Source organism: Rhodococcus sp. MH15, assembly GCF_019266045.1.
Lineage (GTDB): Bacteria > Actinomycetota > Actinomycetes > Mycobacteriales > Mycobacteriaceae > Rhodococcus_F > Rhodococcus_F qingshengii.
Genome location: NZ_LPNP01000080.1, coordinates 712,053 through 726,423 on the forward strand (window position 1 = coordinate 712,053; position 14,371 = coordinate 726,423).

Consider the following 14,371-nt stretch of genomic DNA (forward strand, 5'->3'; position numbering starts at 1 on the left):
AGCAGTTCCACAACCCCCAAGTGGGTATAACTGAAGTTGTGACGGTGGGAATCGACAAGCAGGGAATCGAACAGCAGGGAAACGACGAGGACCCGCGCAAACAGCGTTCCAGGTCCAGGTTGCTCGACGCAGCGACCACGCTGCTGGCAGAAGGCGGCGTCGACGCCGTGACGATCGATGCCGTCACCAAGTTGGCCAACGTCGCGCGTGCGACGCTGTACCGCCATTTCGACAGCGGCACGGAGTTACTCGCCGCGGCATTTGCACGTCTACTGCCGCCGGTGCCGGAGATGTCCGGTGAAGGCGATCTCCGCGCGCAGTTGCTCGAGTTGTTGACCAGTCAGGCCAAGGCCATCGAAAGCGCACCGATCCAGGTGACGGCGATGTGCTGGCTCGGCTTGGGGCCGGAACTGAAGGGTTATTCGAGCGTCGATGCCCTGTCCACGGACAAGCCCGAATTGCGATCGCTGCGCCAGACGGTTTTCGAGCAGTACCGACACGCGTTCGATCGGATCCTGCGCTCGCCGGACGCGATCGACGCGTTGGGGGAGTACGACTACGACGTCGCACTTGCTCAGTTGGTCGGACCTTTGGTGCTCACCAAGCTGGCCACGCTGACGCCTCTCGGGGAGGCTGCGTGTGAGCAGATCGTGGACGACTTTCTGGCTGCACGCGGAGTGTCGAGCTGAGAGCTCACGGCTCCAGATTGCGGCGTAGCACGTACTGCTCGAGCCTGTCGATGCCGCGCACTCGTCGCGGACGAAGGTGTCGCAGTTTGAAATTGGCGTCCGAGCCGAGCTGGGTGGCCAGCTCGGAGTCGATCAGTACAGTGCCGGGACGAGCAGAGCTGGTGAGACGCGCGGCCTTGTTGACCACCGAACCGTAGAGATCTCCGAAGCGGACCAACGTCGGCCCCATGGCCAGACCCACCCGAAGCTGCGGATCGTCGTGATCGGCGAGGACCGCCTGCTGGATCTGCAAAGCGATCTCGGCGGCGTGGTGGGGACTTTCAGCGGCAAACATGACCTCGTCACCGACGGTCTTGACCACCCAGCCGTAGTTGCGACCGATGATTTCGGTGGACGCGGACTCGAACCGCTCGAGCAGATCGTTGAGTTCGGCGGAGTCGAGGCCGCGGGTCAGCGAGGTGTACCCGACGATGTCGGCGAAACCCACGACCAGAACACGACTCGCTACTTCTTCGCCCGGGTTTCCGACGTTGCGGCCCGTCGACGACGCGACGTGGCGCTTCCACACGTACGTCTGCAGAGATTCGACAGCGGGAATGATCTCGGCGCCGAGGCGCAGAACGATCTTCCGGATCGCTTCGGGCTCGTGATCTGCCGAGTCGGCGAGCTGGTCGATGATGTGTGTGCTGATCAGCGAGACCTGCCACTCAGCCAACCTCGACATCGACTGCCCCAGTGAACGGGCAGCAGCCACCTCACTGCTCTGCGAGATGACTCCTCGATTGACCATGTCGATGATCGTCTTGAGGGCGTTGGCGTCTTGCTGGGTGAACATGACGGCGTCGGGGTCCTCGTCGACGGCAAAGCCCATCGCGACCCACAAACGATCGGCACGCTCGCGTGTCACACCGGCGAATTCCGCGATCTGCGATTGCGTGAAGCAGCGCGGTCCGCCGAGGAGGGACTCCTCGATGTCGGCTTGAATCCGGCTGAGCAGATGAGCATCGACGTCGACCGGATCAGCAGTGTGAGGTTCAGCAGCGTGAGATTCAGCAGGGGCGGGTTCGGTGACCTCGTCGATCCACTCTGACTCCGAACTGCTCACCGTGCTCCTTCTTGCCGCAACGAATTTCTGTCCACCATCTTCCACGCGGTGCCCCGAGAACAGTACTGAATTGGCCGAACCGTCTACGGATCCTCGGGCTCAGGCGGGCGGTGAGAGTCAACACGTCGGTGGCTTGTGCAAGAGTTGCCCCGAGAAAAGCACTGTCGATACCGAAATGCACGAGATACTTCTGAAAGGACCTGCGCATGCCACCCCGTAGACGTTCCGGCGCTGCCGCATCAGGGCCGGATCACCTCACTGCGGACAATCTGGCAGCGCTCGCCACGGCTGTCGCCGAAGGCAAGCGCGCCACCGTCTATCTGCGCGAGGCGACTCCCAGTTTGGGGATCGAAGCCGGTACCTCGGCGAAAGTCGTGTCGGTGGACGGCAACACCGTGATGATCCGCCCCAAAGGCGTCAACGACGAATTGCCTTTCGAGGCAGAGGAATTGCGCATAAACCGCGTCTCCGCGGCACCGGCCAAACCGGCGCCACGGCCCAAACCAGTTGTGGAGTCCGAGCCCCTGATGGAGCCACTCGTAGAGCCTGTTCGACCGAAGCCGCGTGCGCAGCCTGCACCCGCTCCGGTACCGACTACCACTGCTGCCCCTGCCGCGACACCTCGTCCGGCCGTCAAGCGTGCGAAGAAACTGCCGGCCGGTATCAGCGTCACCATCCATGCCGGCGCGGACAACGACTGGAGCGTGACGGTCACACAGGGCGCCAAGCGTCCGGGCAAAGCAGTTCCGGTCGCACCCGATGCGGTCGAGCGAGCTGTCCGCGAGTTGGGTGAGCCCACCGCAATCGAGGCTGTCGAGTCCATCATCGTCGCTGCACGGGACATGGCTGCAGCGCGAGTCGACGAGTTGAGTCGTCAGCTCGAGGAGGCACGCAAGATGCTCGAGGCGCTCGGAGCTACCGACTAGAAACGCTGCGTAGGTCCGCACTTTCCGGGGTATGCGTTTTTTGCAGCGGGGAGATTACCGGCGGAGAGATTGTGATGTTGCAGCGAATTGTTTCGGCTCTGGCAGCGTTGGTCTTGGCACTCGGACTCGGGTTCATCGTCAGCAGCAACGCTGTTGCTGCACCCACGCCCATGGGTGGTGGTTCGGGCATCATCATCGACAATCAACTGGTCTGTACGTTGACCACTATCGGTCACGACAACGGCGGCAGACTCGTAGGTATCACCGCAGGTCACTGCGGTGGTCCTGGATCGTTCGTGATCCCGGAAAGCAACGAGGACGCAGGCGTGGTCGGCACGTTCGTCGAGTCGAACCCGGACCTGGACTACGGGGTCATCCAGTTCGATCCGGGCAAGGTCACACCAGTTCGAACGGTGGGCGCGGCAACCATCACCTCGATCGGCGCTCCGGCCAGCTTCCCGGCCACAGCCTGCAAGGAAGGCCGTACGACGGGCACGACCTGCGGCGTCGTCTGGGGAGACCTGAGCGCCGACGCATCCACCTGGACTCAGATCTGCGTCGACCACGGTGATTCGGGAGCCCCGGTCACGGTCGGGACGACGCTGGTCGCGATGGTCAACGCCTACCTCTGGGTGCCGTGCCTGGGGCCGGAACTCGGCACCAACATGACCTCCATCGTGGACACGATCAATGCCCACGGAGGTGTCGGCGCCGGGTACCGGCCGATCTAGCGGCGGGCTGGGATCAGCCGCACACTGCTCCACCCGAGGCTGATCCCACGAGCTTGGAGTACTTGGCCAACACACCACGTGTGTAGCGAGGCGGCAACGGCTCCCAGCCCTTCTTGCGGGCTTCCAATTCGGAGTCGTCGACCAACAATTCGAGTTGTCCGGTACCCACGTCGAGCCGGATCTGATCGCCGTCGCGAACGAACGCGATGGGACCGCCGTCGACGGCCTCGGGCGCAACGTGTCCGACACACAGGCCGGTGGTGCCGCCCGAGAATCGTCCGTCCGTCAGCAGCAGGACGTCCTTGCCGAGACCCGCGCCCTTGATCGCGCCCGTGATGGCCAGCATCTCGCGCATGCCGGGACCACCCTTCGGGCCTTCGTAGCGGATGACGACAACGTCACCGCCGGTGATGGTGCCGTCCTCGAGAGCATCCATCGCGGCGCGCTCGCGTTCGAAAACCCGTGCAGTGCCGACGAATACATCAGACTCGAATCCTGCCGACTTGACCACCGCGCCGCCGGGCGCGAGTGACCCCTTCAAGATCGTGATGCCTCCGGTCGGGTGAATGGGCTTGTTCATCGCCCGCAGGACCTTGCCGTCCGGATCGGGCGGGGTGATGTGCGCGAGATTCTCCGCCACGGTCTTACCGGTGACGGTCAGGCAATCTCCGTGCATGAGTCCCGCGTCGAGCAATGCCTTCATGATCACGGGGACGCCGCCGATACGGTCGACGTCCGTCATGACGTGCTTTCCGAAAGGCTTGACGTCGGCGAGGTGCGGGACCTTCGCGCCGACGCGAGCGAAGTCGTCGAGCGTCAGCGGGACGTACGCTTCGTGCGCGATCGCGAGGAGATGGAGCACCGCATTGGTGGATCCGCCGAATGCCATGACTACTGCAATGGCGTTCTCGAACGCTTCCTTGGTGAGGATGTCCCTCGCGGTGATACCTCGACGCAGGAGTTCGACAACGGCTTTGCCGCTCTCGCGGGCGAAGCCGTCGCGGCGACGATCCGGTGCGGGCGGTGAAGCGCTGCCGGGCAGCGACATTCCCATGGCCTCGGCGGCGCTGGCCATCGTGTTTGCCGTGTACATGCCGCCGCACGCGCCTTCGCCCGGGCAGATCGCCCGTTCGATGGTGTCGACGTCGGCGCGGCTCATCAGCCCACGCGAGCAGGCGCCAACCGCCTCGAACGCGTCGATGACGGTGACTTCCCGCTCACTGCCGTCGGAAAGTTTGGCGACGCCGGGGAGGGTGGAGCCGGCGTAGAGGAACACGCTGGCGAGGTCGAGGCGGGCCGCCGCCATCATCATGCCGGGCAACGACTTGTCGCAGCCGGCGAGAAGGACCGATCCGTCGAGACGCTCGGCCTGCATGACGGTCTCGACGCTGTCCGCGATCACTTCACGGGAGACGAGGGAGAAGTGCATGCCCTCGTGCCCCATCGAAATGCCGTCGGAGACGGAGATAGTGCCGAATTCGAGAGGGAACCCGCCGGCTTCCCGTACGCCCTCCTTGACGGCCTTGGCCAGGCGATCGAGGGACAGGTTGCATGGCGTGATTTCGTTCCAGGACGAGGCGACGCCGATCTGCGACTTGACCCAGTCGTCGTCGCCCATTCCTACTGCACGCAACATGCCGCGCGCTGCGGTCTTTTCGAGTCCGTCGGTGACGTCACGACTTCTGGGCTTGATGTCGGGTTCGGTCATTTTCCAAGCATAGGCGTCAGCGGGGTGTGTTTCCGGCAGACGAGCGACTTGCCGACAAACGCCGTCCGTCGTGGATAGACTCGTCGCATCGGGTGTGGGTGACTTTCTTTGCCGCTCTGCTGATACTGCCCATCCTGTTCGGCGCGTTGATCGCAGGCTATTCCGCGTTCTCCGAGGTCGACGGGTCCGAGGCTCTGCTTCCGCCGGCGTTCTGGATCCTGATCGCGGCCGGGGGTGCACTCGGCGGTTACATCGGAGTCAAGGTCGGTGTGGTTCGAGGCTCGGCCCTCGATTACCGGTTGTAATCGGGATCGACTCGATCAAACTTCCAGAGAAGCGCAGGCGAAGCCTGGGTGAACATCCCGAAGCTCTCTTGAACGCCCGTTCAGGTGCGGGTTCACTCCTAGCGTGCACACGAATGCCTTCGATCGAATATCCAGACGTGGCCTGCTGCAGGGATCGGCGGCCCTCGCCGGCGCAGTAGGTCTCGGTGTCGCTTCGGCGAGCCACGCCGGTGCCGAGGTTCCGGGTGGCAGCCCGGGCTTCGCGCACGGCGTGGCATCCGGTGACCCGTTGCCGGATGCGGTGATCATCTGGACCCGCATCACCCCGACGGCAGACGCGACGCCCGGTTCCGGCGTCGGGCCGGCGGTGACTCTCAACTGGCAGGTCGCGACCGATGAGGGGTTCGCGAGCGTCGTTGCGTCCGGAAATGTTGCTGCTTCGGCGGATTCCGATCACACCGCGAAGGTCGACGTCACCGGACTCGATTCGTCGACGACGTACTGGTACCGATTCACTGCGGGTTCGGCTGTTTCTCCGGTGGGCCGCACCCGTACGGCTCCGTCGAACTCGGCAGATCTCGATCGTCTCCGCTTCGGCGTGGTGTCCTGCTCCAATTGGGAGGCGGGGTATTTCGGTGCCTATCGTCACCTCGCATTCCGCGAAGACCTCGACGCGATCATCCACCTCGGTGACTACATCTACGAGTACGGGCAGGGGGAGTACGGCGCGAGAAACGGATCCGTTCGCCTTCACGAGCCGGCCCACGAGATCATTTCGCTGGCCGACTACCGAATTCGGCACGCGCAGTACAAGACAGACCCGGATCTGGCAGCTCTGCACCTGAAGCTCCCGTTCATCACCACGTGGGACGATCACGAATCGGCCGACAACGCGTACCGGGACGGCGCCGAAAACCACACTCCCGGTGTCGAAGGTGACTGGGCAGATCGAAAGGCCAACTCGGCCAAGGCATATTTCGAGTGGATGCCCGTCCGGCCGTCGGGTAGTGGTTCGAGCGTTCAGCTGTATCGTCGGTTCCGCTTCGGGAATCTGGCCGAGATCTCGATGCTCGATCTGCGTACTTACCGCGACGAGCAACCGACCATGAAGCAGGTCGACGATCCGTCGCGCACCATTACCGGACGCGCACAGATGGATTGGTTGACCAACGGAATCGTCACCTCCCCGACGCAGTGGAAGGTCGTCGGCAATCCGGTCATGATCACACCCTGCGTGTTCCCGCCGCTGGAACCGGCGACCACCGCGGCGTTGACCGAACTGGTGGGTGTGCCGCAGGCCGGTGTCCCGTACAACACGGATCAGTGGGACGGGTACACCGCCGACCGCACCAGGCTTTTCGACGCGATCACCTCGAACGGTGTGGACAACACCGTCTTCATCACCGGTGACATCCACACGTCGTGGGCCTGCGACCTACCGACCAACGCCGCCAACTATCCGGGTGGGCCGACCGTCGGCGCCGAGTTCGTCGTCCCGTCGGTGACGTCGCCCAATATCGACGACATGCTGAAAGTGCCACCGCACACGGTAACCGTTGCGGCAGAAGAAGCATTCAAGGCCGTGAACCGCCACGTGCGGTACGTCGAACTGGATTCGCACGGCTACGGCGTATTCGAAATCGCCCGCGAAGGTACTCAGATGGACTGGTACTACGTCGACGATCTCACCAATCCGCAGAGCAATGCGCACTACGCCGTGAGCTACCGTCTTCCGGCAGGCGCGGGCAGTAGAGTCTCACCCACCTCGGCCGCCCTCGATCAGGCCTCGTACCGACCAGGAGTCGACCAGTGAGTATCGAAGTTTCGCGTCGTAGCGTTCTGATCGGTGGAAGTGTTGTCGCCGGAACGGCATTGCTCGGAACGCCCGCTCGCGCGAGTGTTCCCACCAGCGCCGGAATCCCAGACCTGGACGTGCATGTCATAGTCGTAGACGGCATGCGGCCGGACGAGCTGCGATCGGAGCTCACCCCGACGCTGACCGGGCTTGCGGCCGGCGGTATCCACTACCCGGACGCCAGTGCCATCACGATCGCAGAGACGCTGCCGAACCACACGGCGATGATGACGGGAGTGCTGCCGGCGCGTTCGGGTGTACCCGCCAACTCCGTCTACGATCCGGCCATCGACAAGAAGCGTGATCTCGATCGGCCTTCCGACCTGCAGGCATCGACGGTTCTGGATCGGGTACGCACCGAACTCGGATTGACCACTGCGAGTGTGCTGTCGAAGCGCTACCTTCACGGGCTGTTCGGTGACCGCGCCTCACTGGTGTGGGATCCGCAGCCGCTCGTTCCCGGTACCGAGCATGCGCCGGACAACTTCACGATCGACGCCTTGATCCGTATCGTCGGCGGGAACTCGCCGCGGCTGTCATTCACCAACCTCGGTGACGTCGATCGGGTCGGGCACCTGGATCTGTCCGGTCCGTCCATCCGGATCGCTCGCACGGCTGCACTTCAGAACACCGACAACCAGGTTCGCCGTTTCGTCGACTTCCTTCATGACACGGGTCGCTGGAATCGGAGCATTCTGATCGTGTTGGCCGACCACTCGATGGACTGGTCGGAGCCCGCGCGGCTCATCGGCTTGGATCGACCGCTGAACGCGGACCCGTTGCTGGCAGGCAAGATTCGAATCGCCCAGAACGGTGGCGCAGACCTGATCTACTTCGTCGGACCCGATGGCGAACGGGCGGAAGCCGTCAGCCGGATTCAGCAGATCGTGGATGGTGTGGACGGCGTCGAATCCAGCCACCTCCCCGCCGAATTCGATCTCGGCACCAATGCCGGTGACGTCGTTGCGTTTTGCGCTCAGGGCTGGCGGTTCAGTGATCCGACTCCACTGTCCAACCCGATTCCCGGCAACCACGGCCACTTCGTGACACTGCCCATTCCGTTCTTCCTCAGCGGCGGACATCCCGCTCTGGACGGTGGACGGAAGATCGACACGCAGGCTTGCACGATCGACGTCGCGCCGACGGTTGCGGCTCTGCTCGGCCTCGGTGCACCTGCCGGCGGCTGGGACGGCGTCGCTCGCACGACGGGTGTGTCGCTGAACGTCTAACGAGGATCGCGACCGGTCAGGGCAATCAGCTTGTCCTGCAACGACGCATCGTCAGGAAGATCGACGGGAGCGGAGAACAGACCGCTCTCGGCGAGCATGTCGCGCTGCCCGTCGAGGTCGGACCAGACGGCCTCGACGAGGTCTGGATCGAGCCGCTCGTCTGCTCCGACCGCTCGCGCAAGGTCCCAGGTGTGGATCGTGACGTCCGAGGTCTGCTGGCGCAGATAGGGTTCCACCTTCACCGTGCCGTACGAGAGGTGAACGTGGGCACTGAGGTCCGTCGATTTCCACGCTTTGATTGCGGCATCGGAGTACTTCTGCCATTCGGTCCACAGGTCGTCCCCGACGGGAACGATGTCCGGTGTCGCCTCGCCGACCGTCAGTCCGGCCAGGAGCGGCGGTACCCACTGCTGCTCCTCGATGACGTGGCGGACGAGGTGTTCGACGTGCCAGTCGGAGTCGGGCGTGGGTGCGTTCCAGTCCTCGACCGCAGCGAGTCGTGAACCGAATTCGCGGTGGGCGGTGAGTACGAGTTCGAGCCAATCGAATGCCATCACTCGAGGGTAACCCGATCAGCGTGACGTTAATCGGTGCGTGAGGCTTCGATTCGGTGAAGACTGTCGGGGTTGTCGCTCAGTCGAATCGAGGAGTTTTCATGACCGTCCCCACCGTCACTCTGGCCGAAGGTCTCACTGTCAGCGCCCAGGGATACGGCGCGATGTCCGTCGCCCCGGTCTACGGCCCGGTGGATCCGGCCGAGGCGCTCGCCACGCTGCACCATGCGGTGGACATCGGGATCACATTCATCGACACCGCGAACGTGTACGGCGAGGGCTCGAGTGAGCGTGCGGTGGGAGAGCTTCTCAAAGACCGCCGGGACGAAGTGCAGTTGGCGACCAAGTTCGGTCTGGTCGGCAACATCGCCAACGGTCAGCGCGGGATCAACGGAGACCCGGCTTACGTGCCGCGGGCACTCGACGAGTCTCTGGGACGACTCGGCGTCGATCATGTCGACCTCTACTACTTGCACCGGGTCGACCCGAACGTGCCGATCGAAGACACCGTCGGCGCGATCGCGGAGCAGGTGAAGGCGGGCAAGGTCCGCAACATCGGACTGTCCGAGGCGACCGGTGACGAACTGCGTCGTGCGTACGGGGTACATCCGATCGCGGCGATCCAGTCGGAATGGAGCATCTGGAGCCGTGACGTCGAGAACAAGGTAGTACCCACCGCGGCGGAACTCGGAGTCGGGTTCGTGCCCTTTTCACCTGTGGGCCGAGGCTTCTTGGCGGGATCGTTCGATGCGGCGACGCTCAGTGACAACGACCTACGCCGACGCTTCCCCCGCTTCTCGGACTCCGCACTTCCCGCCAATCAGAAGGTTCTCGACGTGGTCCGCGCCGTCGGTGAGGAGCTCGGCGCGACGCCTGCACAGGTTTCCCTGGCATGGCTCGATGCCAAGGGCCGCCAGTACGGGTTGCCTTCCGTTTCGATTCCCGGCACTCGGTTCGCTGCACGAGTCACCGAAAACGCCGGAGCGTTGGACATCGTTTTGAGCGAAGACCAGATCGCTCGCCTCGACTCCCTCGCCGCGATCACCGAAGGCTTCCGTTCGGCCGATCTGAATTGGGTGTCTCAGGGCCGCGAATAATCATGTCCTGAGCCTTGCGAAAGACAGGAGTAACATACAGACCCGATGAAAAAAGTGTGGTTGGTCTGGGGTGTCGGTGTTTTTGCCTACGTGATCGCCGTGCTTCACCGCACTTCGTTCGGCGTCTCGGGTCTGTCTGCTGCTGATCGGTTCTCGATCTCGCCCAGCGTTCTGTCGAGCTTCGTCGTGCTGCAGATCGTCGTGTACGCCGGCATGCAGATTCCGGCGGGAGTCCTCCTCGACCGCTACGGTTCGCGGATCATGATCGCAGTCGGTGCGTTCATCATGATGTCCGCGCAGTTGGCTCTCGCCTTCACCGAATCGCTGCCCGTCGCGATCGGTGCACGTATTGCCGTCGGTGCCGGGGATGCACTCACCTTCATCTCGGTGTTGCGGTTGGTACCGCAGTGGTTCCCGCCCCGGCAGGTGCCGTTGGTCTCGCAGTTCACGGGCATCCTCGGTCAGCTGGGCCAGGTGATGTCTGCGCTTCCGTTCATGTTGCTGTTGTCCGGACCGGGCTGGACTTTTGCCTACGGCAGCGCTGCCGCTGTCGGACTGTTGGCGTTTGCGCTGGCGTTGAGTGTCATCCGCGACGCGCCTCCCGGTGCCGACGTGGTCGCCGTGCCGGCGGGCGCCAAGGAGATCGGGCGACAGATCAAGACGGTGTGGATGCGGCCCGGCACCCGACTCGGGTTCTTCAGCCACATGGGGACTCAGTTCTCGATCACGACGTTCGCGCTGCTGTGGGGTGTGCCGTACCTGAAATCGGCTCAAGGCCTCGACTCCACGACGGTCGGCTCGCTGCTGACGCTGTCAGTCATCTCGGCAATCGTGGCCGGCCCGATCCTCGGTATTCTCACCGGTCGCTATCCCATGCGTCGATCGTGGTTGGTTCTCACCATCATGGTGGCCAGCGCGCTCATGTGGACGATCGTGCTTTCACGAAGCGAACCGTCTCCGCTCTGGTTGTTGACGATCCTGGTGGTCGTCATCTCGGTGGGTGGGCCGGGTTCGGTGATCGGCTTCGACTACGCGCGCACATCCAATCCGAGTTCGGCGATGGGCACCGCGCAGGGCATGGTCAACATCGGGGGATTCCTCGCTTCCCTCATCGTGATTCAAGTGATGGGCGTCATCCTCGGACACATGGGCGGGTACACGTTCGACGGATTCCGTGTCGCCTGGATGGTGCAATATCCAGTTTGGATTCTCGGTATCGTCGGTGTGCTCGTCACCCGAGGCAAAGCCCGGCGAGCCCTCGCAGCAGAAGGCGTACACGTACGGCCGATTCGCGAAGTCATTCGTCGCAACAAATAACTCGATCGCATCGGGTAATTCATCCCCTGCGGGTGAGGTTCCCAAGCGTCCGAGCCACCAGGCTTGATGGATGAACGACGCAATGAACATCGGACCGGTCGAGCTCGTGGTGCTGGCATTCCCAGGTTCAACTGTGGATCCTGAAGCTGTCGCCGCGCTGCAGAACGTGGTGGAACGAGGTTTTGTCACTCTGCTCGACCTCGTGTACATCGCCAAGGACGCGGACGGACAGGTGTCGCAGATCGATGTCGACGAAGATCTCACCGACATCGGACTGGCGATTCTGTCCATCGAAGCCAAGGCATTGATCAGTGACGAGGACCTGGACGTGGTCCGTGAGTCACTCGAACCAGGAACGTCCGCCGCAGTCATCGTCTACGAGCAGACGTGGGCGCGTGAGCTCGCGTCGACGGTTCGCGGTGGCGGCGGCGACGTAGTCCTTCACGTTCAGATACCGCGCGAGGTAGTCGTCGCAGCGGTCGAAGCAGCATTTCAGTAGCGACAATTACCCAAGGAGTTCGGCATGGTTTTTCGAGGTGGACGCAGAGGGCGGCCGGGGTTGCTCGGCACGGTGGCGCGCACGGCGGTAGTGGCTGGAACCGCAAAGGCGACGTCCAACGCCATGGATCGACGGAGTCAACGAAAGGCCAGCGAGCAGCAGCAGGAATATCAGCAGGAGTACCAGCAGCAACAGCCGCCGCCGCAGCAGCAGGTCGCCCCCGTGCAGTCCGTTCCCCCTTCAGGCGCGGACGATCTGGTCTCCAAGCTGCAGGAGTTGGGACAGCTTCATCAGTCCGGCGTGTTGACCGATGCCGAGTTCGCGGCGGCAAAGGCGCAGTTGCTGAGCTAGCCCTGCTGTTCTCTTCAATTGCGGCAATGCGCATTGCCGCAATTCGGCGTGAAAGGCTGACTTATGATCGACCCACGTGCGGCATCGGCCGCAATCGAAGCCGCGAACGCCCGAGTCGCCGAGACTCTACCGTTCTCCGACGACGCTGACTTCACCGAGGCGAAGCGGGGTTTCGTCGCCGCACTCGATCCGGGGCTGGTTTCCGATTCGGACGGAAAAGTCCTGTGGAACAACGATTCCTACGCGTTCCTTGACGAGGACTGCCCGCCAACGGTCAATCCGAGCTTGTGGCGTCAGTCGAAGTTGGTCGCCAAGCAGGGACTCTTTGCGGTGACGGATTCGATCTATCAGATTCGCGGACTTGATCTGTCGAACATGACGTTGATCGAGGGAGATACCGGAATCATCGTCATCGATCCACTGATCTCCCGGGAAACCGCTGCCGCTGGTCTCGCGTTGTATCGGGAGCATCGTGGTGATCGACCGGTTGTCGCGGTGATCTACACGCATTCGCACATCGACCACTTCGGCGGGGTCAAAGGAGTGACCACCGACGACGACGTCGCCGCCGGGCGATGCGTGATCGTCGCACCCACCGGGCTCGTGGAGCACGCGGTCGAGGAAAACGTCTATGCGGGAACGGCAATGGCTCGACGCGCGGCCTACATGTATGGGGCGGCCTTACCCCGAGGTCCCCGAGGTAGCGTCGGAGCCGGGTTGGGGCAGACCACCTCAACCGGCACACCGACGCTCATTTCGCCGACGGTGTCGATCTCGAAGACAGGTCACACGGAGACGATCGACGGCGTTCGGATCGAATTCCAGATGACGCCCGGAACCGAGGCCCCGTCCGAGATGAACTTCTACTTCCCGGATTTGCGCGCACTGTGTATGGCGGAGAACGCAACTCATACTCTCCACAACCTGCTCACGCTTCGCGGTGCACTGGTACGAGATCCTCACGTCTGGTCTGCGTACCTGACGGAATCGATCAATCGTTACGCCTCACGATCCGACGTTCTGTTTGCGTCCCACCACTGGCCGACGTGGGGGACCGAACGGCTCACCGAGTTCCTGTCATTGCAGCGCGACCTCTACGGGTACCTTCACGATCAGACACTTCGTCGAATCAATCAGGGGTGGACCGGTCTCGAGATCGCCGAATCGATCGAGCTGCCAACTGCATTGGCGCAAGCGTGGCACACGCACGGGTACTACGGTTCCGTCAGTCACAACGTCAAAGCCATCTACCAGCGATACATGGGTTGGTTCGACGGTAACCCTGCGCATCTGTGGGAGCATCCACCCGTCGAATCGGCCAAGCGTCACGTGGAGTTCATGGGCGGATCAGCAGAAGTGTTACGGAAAGCTCGGGAATCGTACGAGCGCGGCGACTTTCGCTGGGTTGCGCAGGTGGTGAACTACGTGGTCTTCGCTGAACCGGACAACGTCGAGGCCAAGAATCTGCAGGCCGATACCTTCGAGCAACTCGGGTACGGCGCCGAGAACGGCACCTGGCGGAACTTCTACCTCACCGGTGCATACGAACTGCGCAACGGCTCAGTGGGGACGCCCACGGTTGCCGCGGCGCCCGACATCACCGCAGCGCTGTCGGTAAGTCAAGTCTTCGATGCAGTATCGCTGCGCGTGGATGGAGTGCGCGCAGCGGGCTCGCACATCGTCGTCGATTGGAACATCACTGACGAAAACATCGTTCACCGAACGGAACTCAGCAACGGAGTTCTGATCCATTTCGACGTGGAAGGTGAGTCTGCAGATGCTGGGTCTGTGGATGCGATGTTCAGTTTGAGTCGGCGCGACTTACTCGGTGTGCTGCTCGGTGGTGTGGACTTGGGTGCCGAGATTGCGAATGGAACCATCTCGGTTTCCGGCGACCCGGCGAAGCTCGCAGAACTTGCCGGATACCTCGACGAGCCGGATCCGAACTTTGCGATAGTCACTCCGACCTAGCGCTGTATCAGTCGTGAACGAGCCTGTACTTCAACAGGTCTCGAGTCGCGCACCT

Annotated in this window: 14 protein-coding genes; 11 read left to right on the top strand and 3 right to left on the bottom strand. The window is 62.9% G+C overall.

The genetic code is table 11. The features are described 5' to 3' along the window. Window positions 1–38: 38 nt before the first annotated feature. Window positions 39–689, top strand: coding sequence for a TetR/AcrR family transcriptional regulator (locus ATN37_RS26275; RefSeq protein ID WP_030537009.1), 651 nt, complete (start codon window positions 39–41; stop codon window positions 687–689). Window positions 690–693: 4 nt separating this feature from the next. On the opposite strand, the gene ATN37_RS26280 is transcribed toward ATN37_RS26275, so the two are convergent. Beyond that, entirely contained in the window at window positions 694–1,839 is a 1,146-nt protein-coding gene (locus tag ATN37_RS26280; protein ID WP_082931257.1) for an adenylate/guanylate cyclase domain-containing protein, read from the bottom strand. 161 nt (window positions 1,840–2,000) lie between these two features. Between ATN37_RS26280 and ATN37_RS26285 the strand changes: the two genes are divergently transcribed. Then, complete coding sequence (locus ATN37_RS26285) at window positions 2,001–2,720, top strand: DUF6319 family protein (protein WP_217017833.1); 720 nt, start codon at window positions 2,001–2,003, stop codon at window positions 2,718–2,720. Window positions 2,721–2,794: 74 nt separating this feature from the next. After that, window positions 2,795–3,451, top strand: a complete 657-nt coding sequence (locus ATN37_RS26290; RefSeq protein WP_007732621.1) for a S1 family peptidase — start codon at window positions 2,795–2,797, stop codon at window positions 3,449–3,451. Window positions 3,452–3,464: 13 nt separating this feature from the next. Here ATN37_RS26290 and ilvD read toward each other — a convergent pair whose 3' ends face one another. Then, window positions 3,465–5,159, bottom strand: a complete 1,695-nt coding sequence (gene ilvD, locus ATN37_RS26295) for a dihydroxy-acid dehydratase (RefSeq protein ID WP_003940201.1) — start codon at window positions 5,157–5,159, stop codon at window positions 3,465–3,467. A gap of 26 nt (window positions 5,160–5,185) precedes the next feature. On the opposite strand from ilvD, the gene ATN37_RS26300 reads away from it, so the two are divergent. The 3 genes from ATN37_RS26300 (at window position 5,186) to ATN37_RS26310 (ending at window position 8,527) form a co-directional block, all read left to right on the top strand. Then, the gene (locus tag ATN37_RS26300; protein WP_256933488.1) at window positions 5,186–5,464 is read left to right on the top strand and encodes a hypothetical protein; all 279 of its coding nucleotides are present in this window, start codon (window positions 5,186–5,188) and stop codon (window positions 5,462–5,464) included. Window positions 5,465–5,567: 103 nt separating this feature from the next. Next, the gene (locus ATN37_RS26305) at window positions 5,568–7,256 is read left to right on the top strand and encodes an alkaline phosphatase (protein ID WP_218695799.1); all 1,689 of its coding nucleotides are present in this window, start codon (window positions 5,568–5,570) and stop codon (window positions 7,254–7,256) included. Beyond that, complete coding sequence (locus ATN37_RS26310; RefSeq protein WP_218695801.1) at window positions 7,253–8,527, top strand: alkaline phosphatase family protein; 1,275 nt, start codon at window positions 7,253–7,255, stop codon at window positions 8,525–8,527. The genes ATN37_RS26305 and ATN37_RS26310 overlap by 4 nt, the downstream gene beginning before the upstream one ends. Here ATN37_RS26310 and ATN37_RS26315 read toward each other — a convergent pair. Next, window positions 8,524–9,081, bottom strand: coding sequence for a TIGR03086 family metal-binding protein (locus tag ATN37_RS26315; RefSeq protein ID WP_020970773.1), 558 nt, complete (start codon window positions 9,079–9,081; stop codon window positions 8,524–8,526). The genes ATN37_RS26310 and ATN37_RS26315 overlap by 4 nt on opposite strands. Window positions 9,082–9,182: 101 nt before the next feature. On the opposite strand from ATN37_RS26315, the gene ATN37_RS26320 reads away from it, so the two are divergent. The 5 genes from ATN37_RS26320 (at window position 9,183) to ATN37_RS26340 (ending at window position 14,316) form a co-directional block, all read left to right on the top strand. Beyond that, window positions 9,183–10,178 carry an aldo/keto reductase gene (locus ATN37_RS26320; protein WP_042924858.1) on the top strand — a complete coding sequence of 332 codons (996 nt, stop codon included), beginning with the start codon at window positions 9,183–9,185 and terminating at the stop codon, window positions 10,176–10,178. 45 nt (window positions 10,179–10,223) lie between these two features. After that, window positions 10,224–11,495, top strand: coding sequence for a nitrate/nitrite transporter (locus tag ATN37_RS26325; protein ID WP_007732605.1), 1,272 nt, complete (start codon window positions 10,224–10,226; stop codon window positions 11,493–11,495). A 70-nt stretch (window positions 11,496–11,565) separates the two neighbouring features. Then, window positions 11,566–11,994, top strand: coding sequence for a DUF6325 family protein (locus tag ATN37_RS26330; protein ID WP_007732604.1), 429 nt, complete (start codon window positions 11,566–11,568; stop codon window positions 11,992–11,994). Window positions 11,995–12,018: 24 nt separating this feature from the next. Next, complete coding sequence (locus ATN37_RS26335) at window positions 12,019–12,345, top strand: SHOCT domain-containing protein (protein ID WP_003939954.1); 327 nt, start codon at window positions 12,019–12,021, stop codon at window positions 12,343–12,345. A gap of 63 nt (window positions 12,346–12,408) precedes the next feature. Further along, complete coding sequence (locus ATN37_RS26340; protein ID WP_118606646.1) at window positions 12,409–14,316, top strand: alkyl/aryl-sulfatase; 1,908 nt, start codon at window positions 12,409–12,411, stop codon at window positions 14,314–14,316. The last annotated feature ends 55 nt before the right edge of the window (window positions 14,317–14,371 follow it).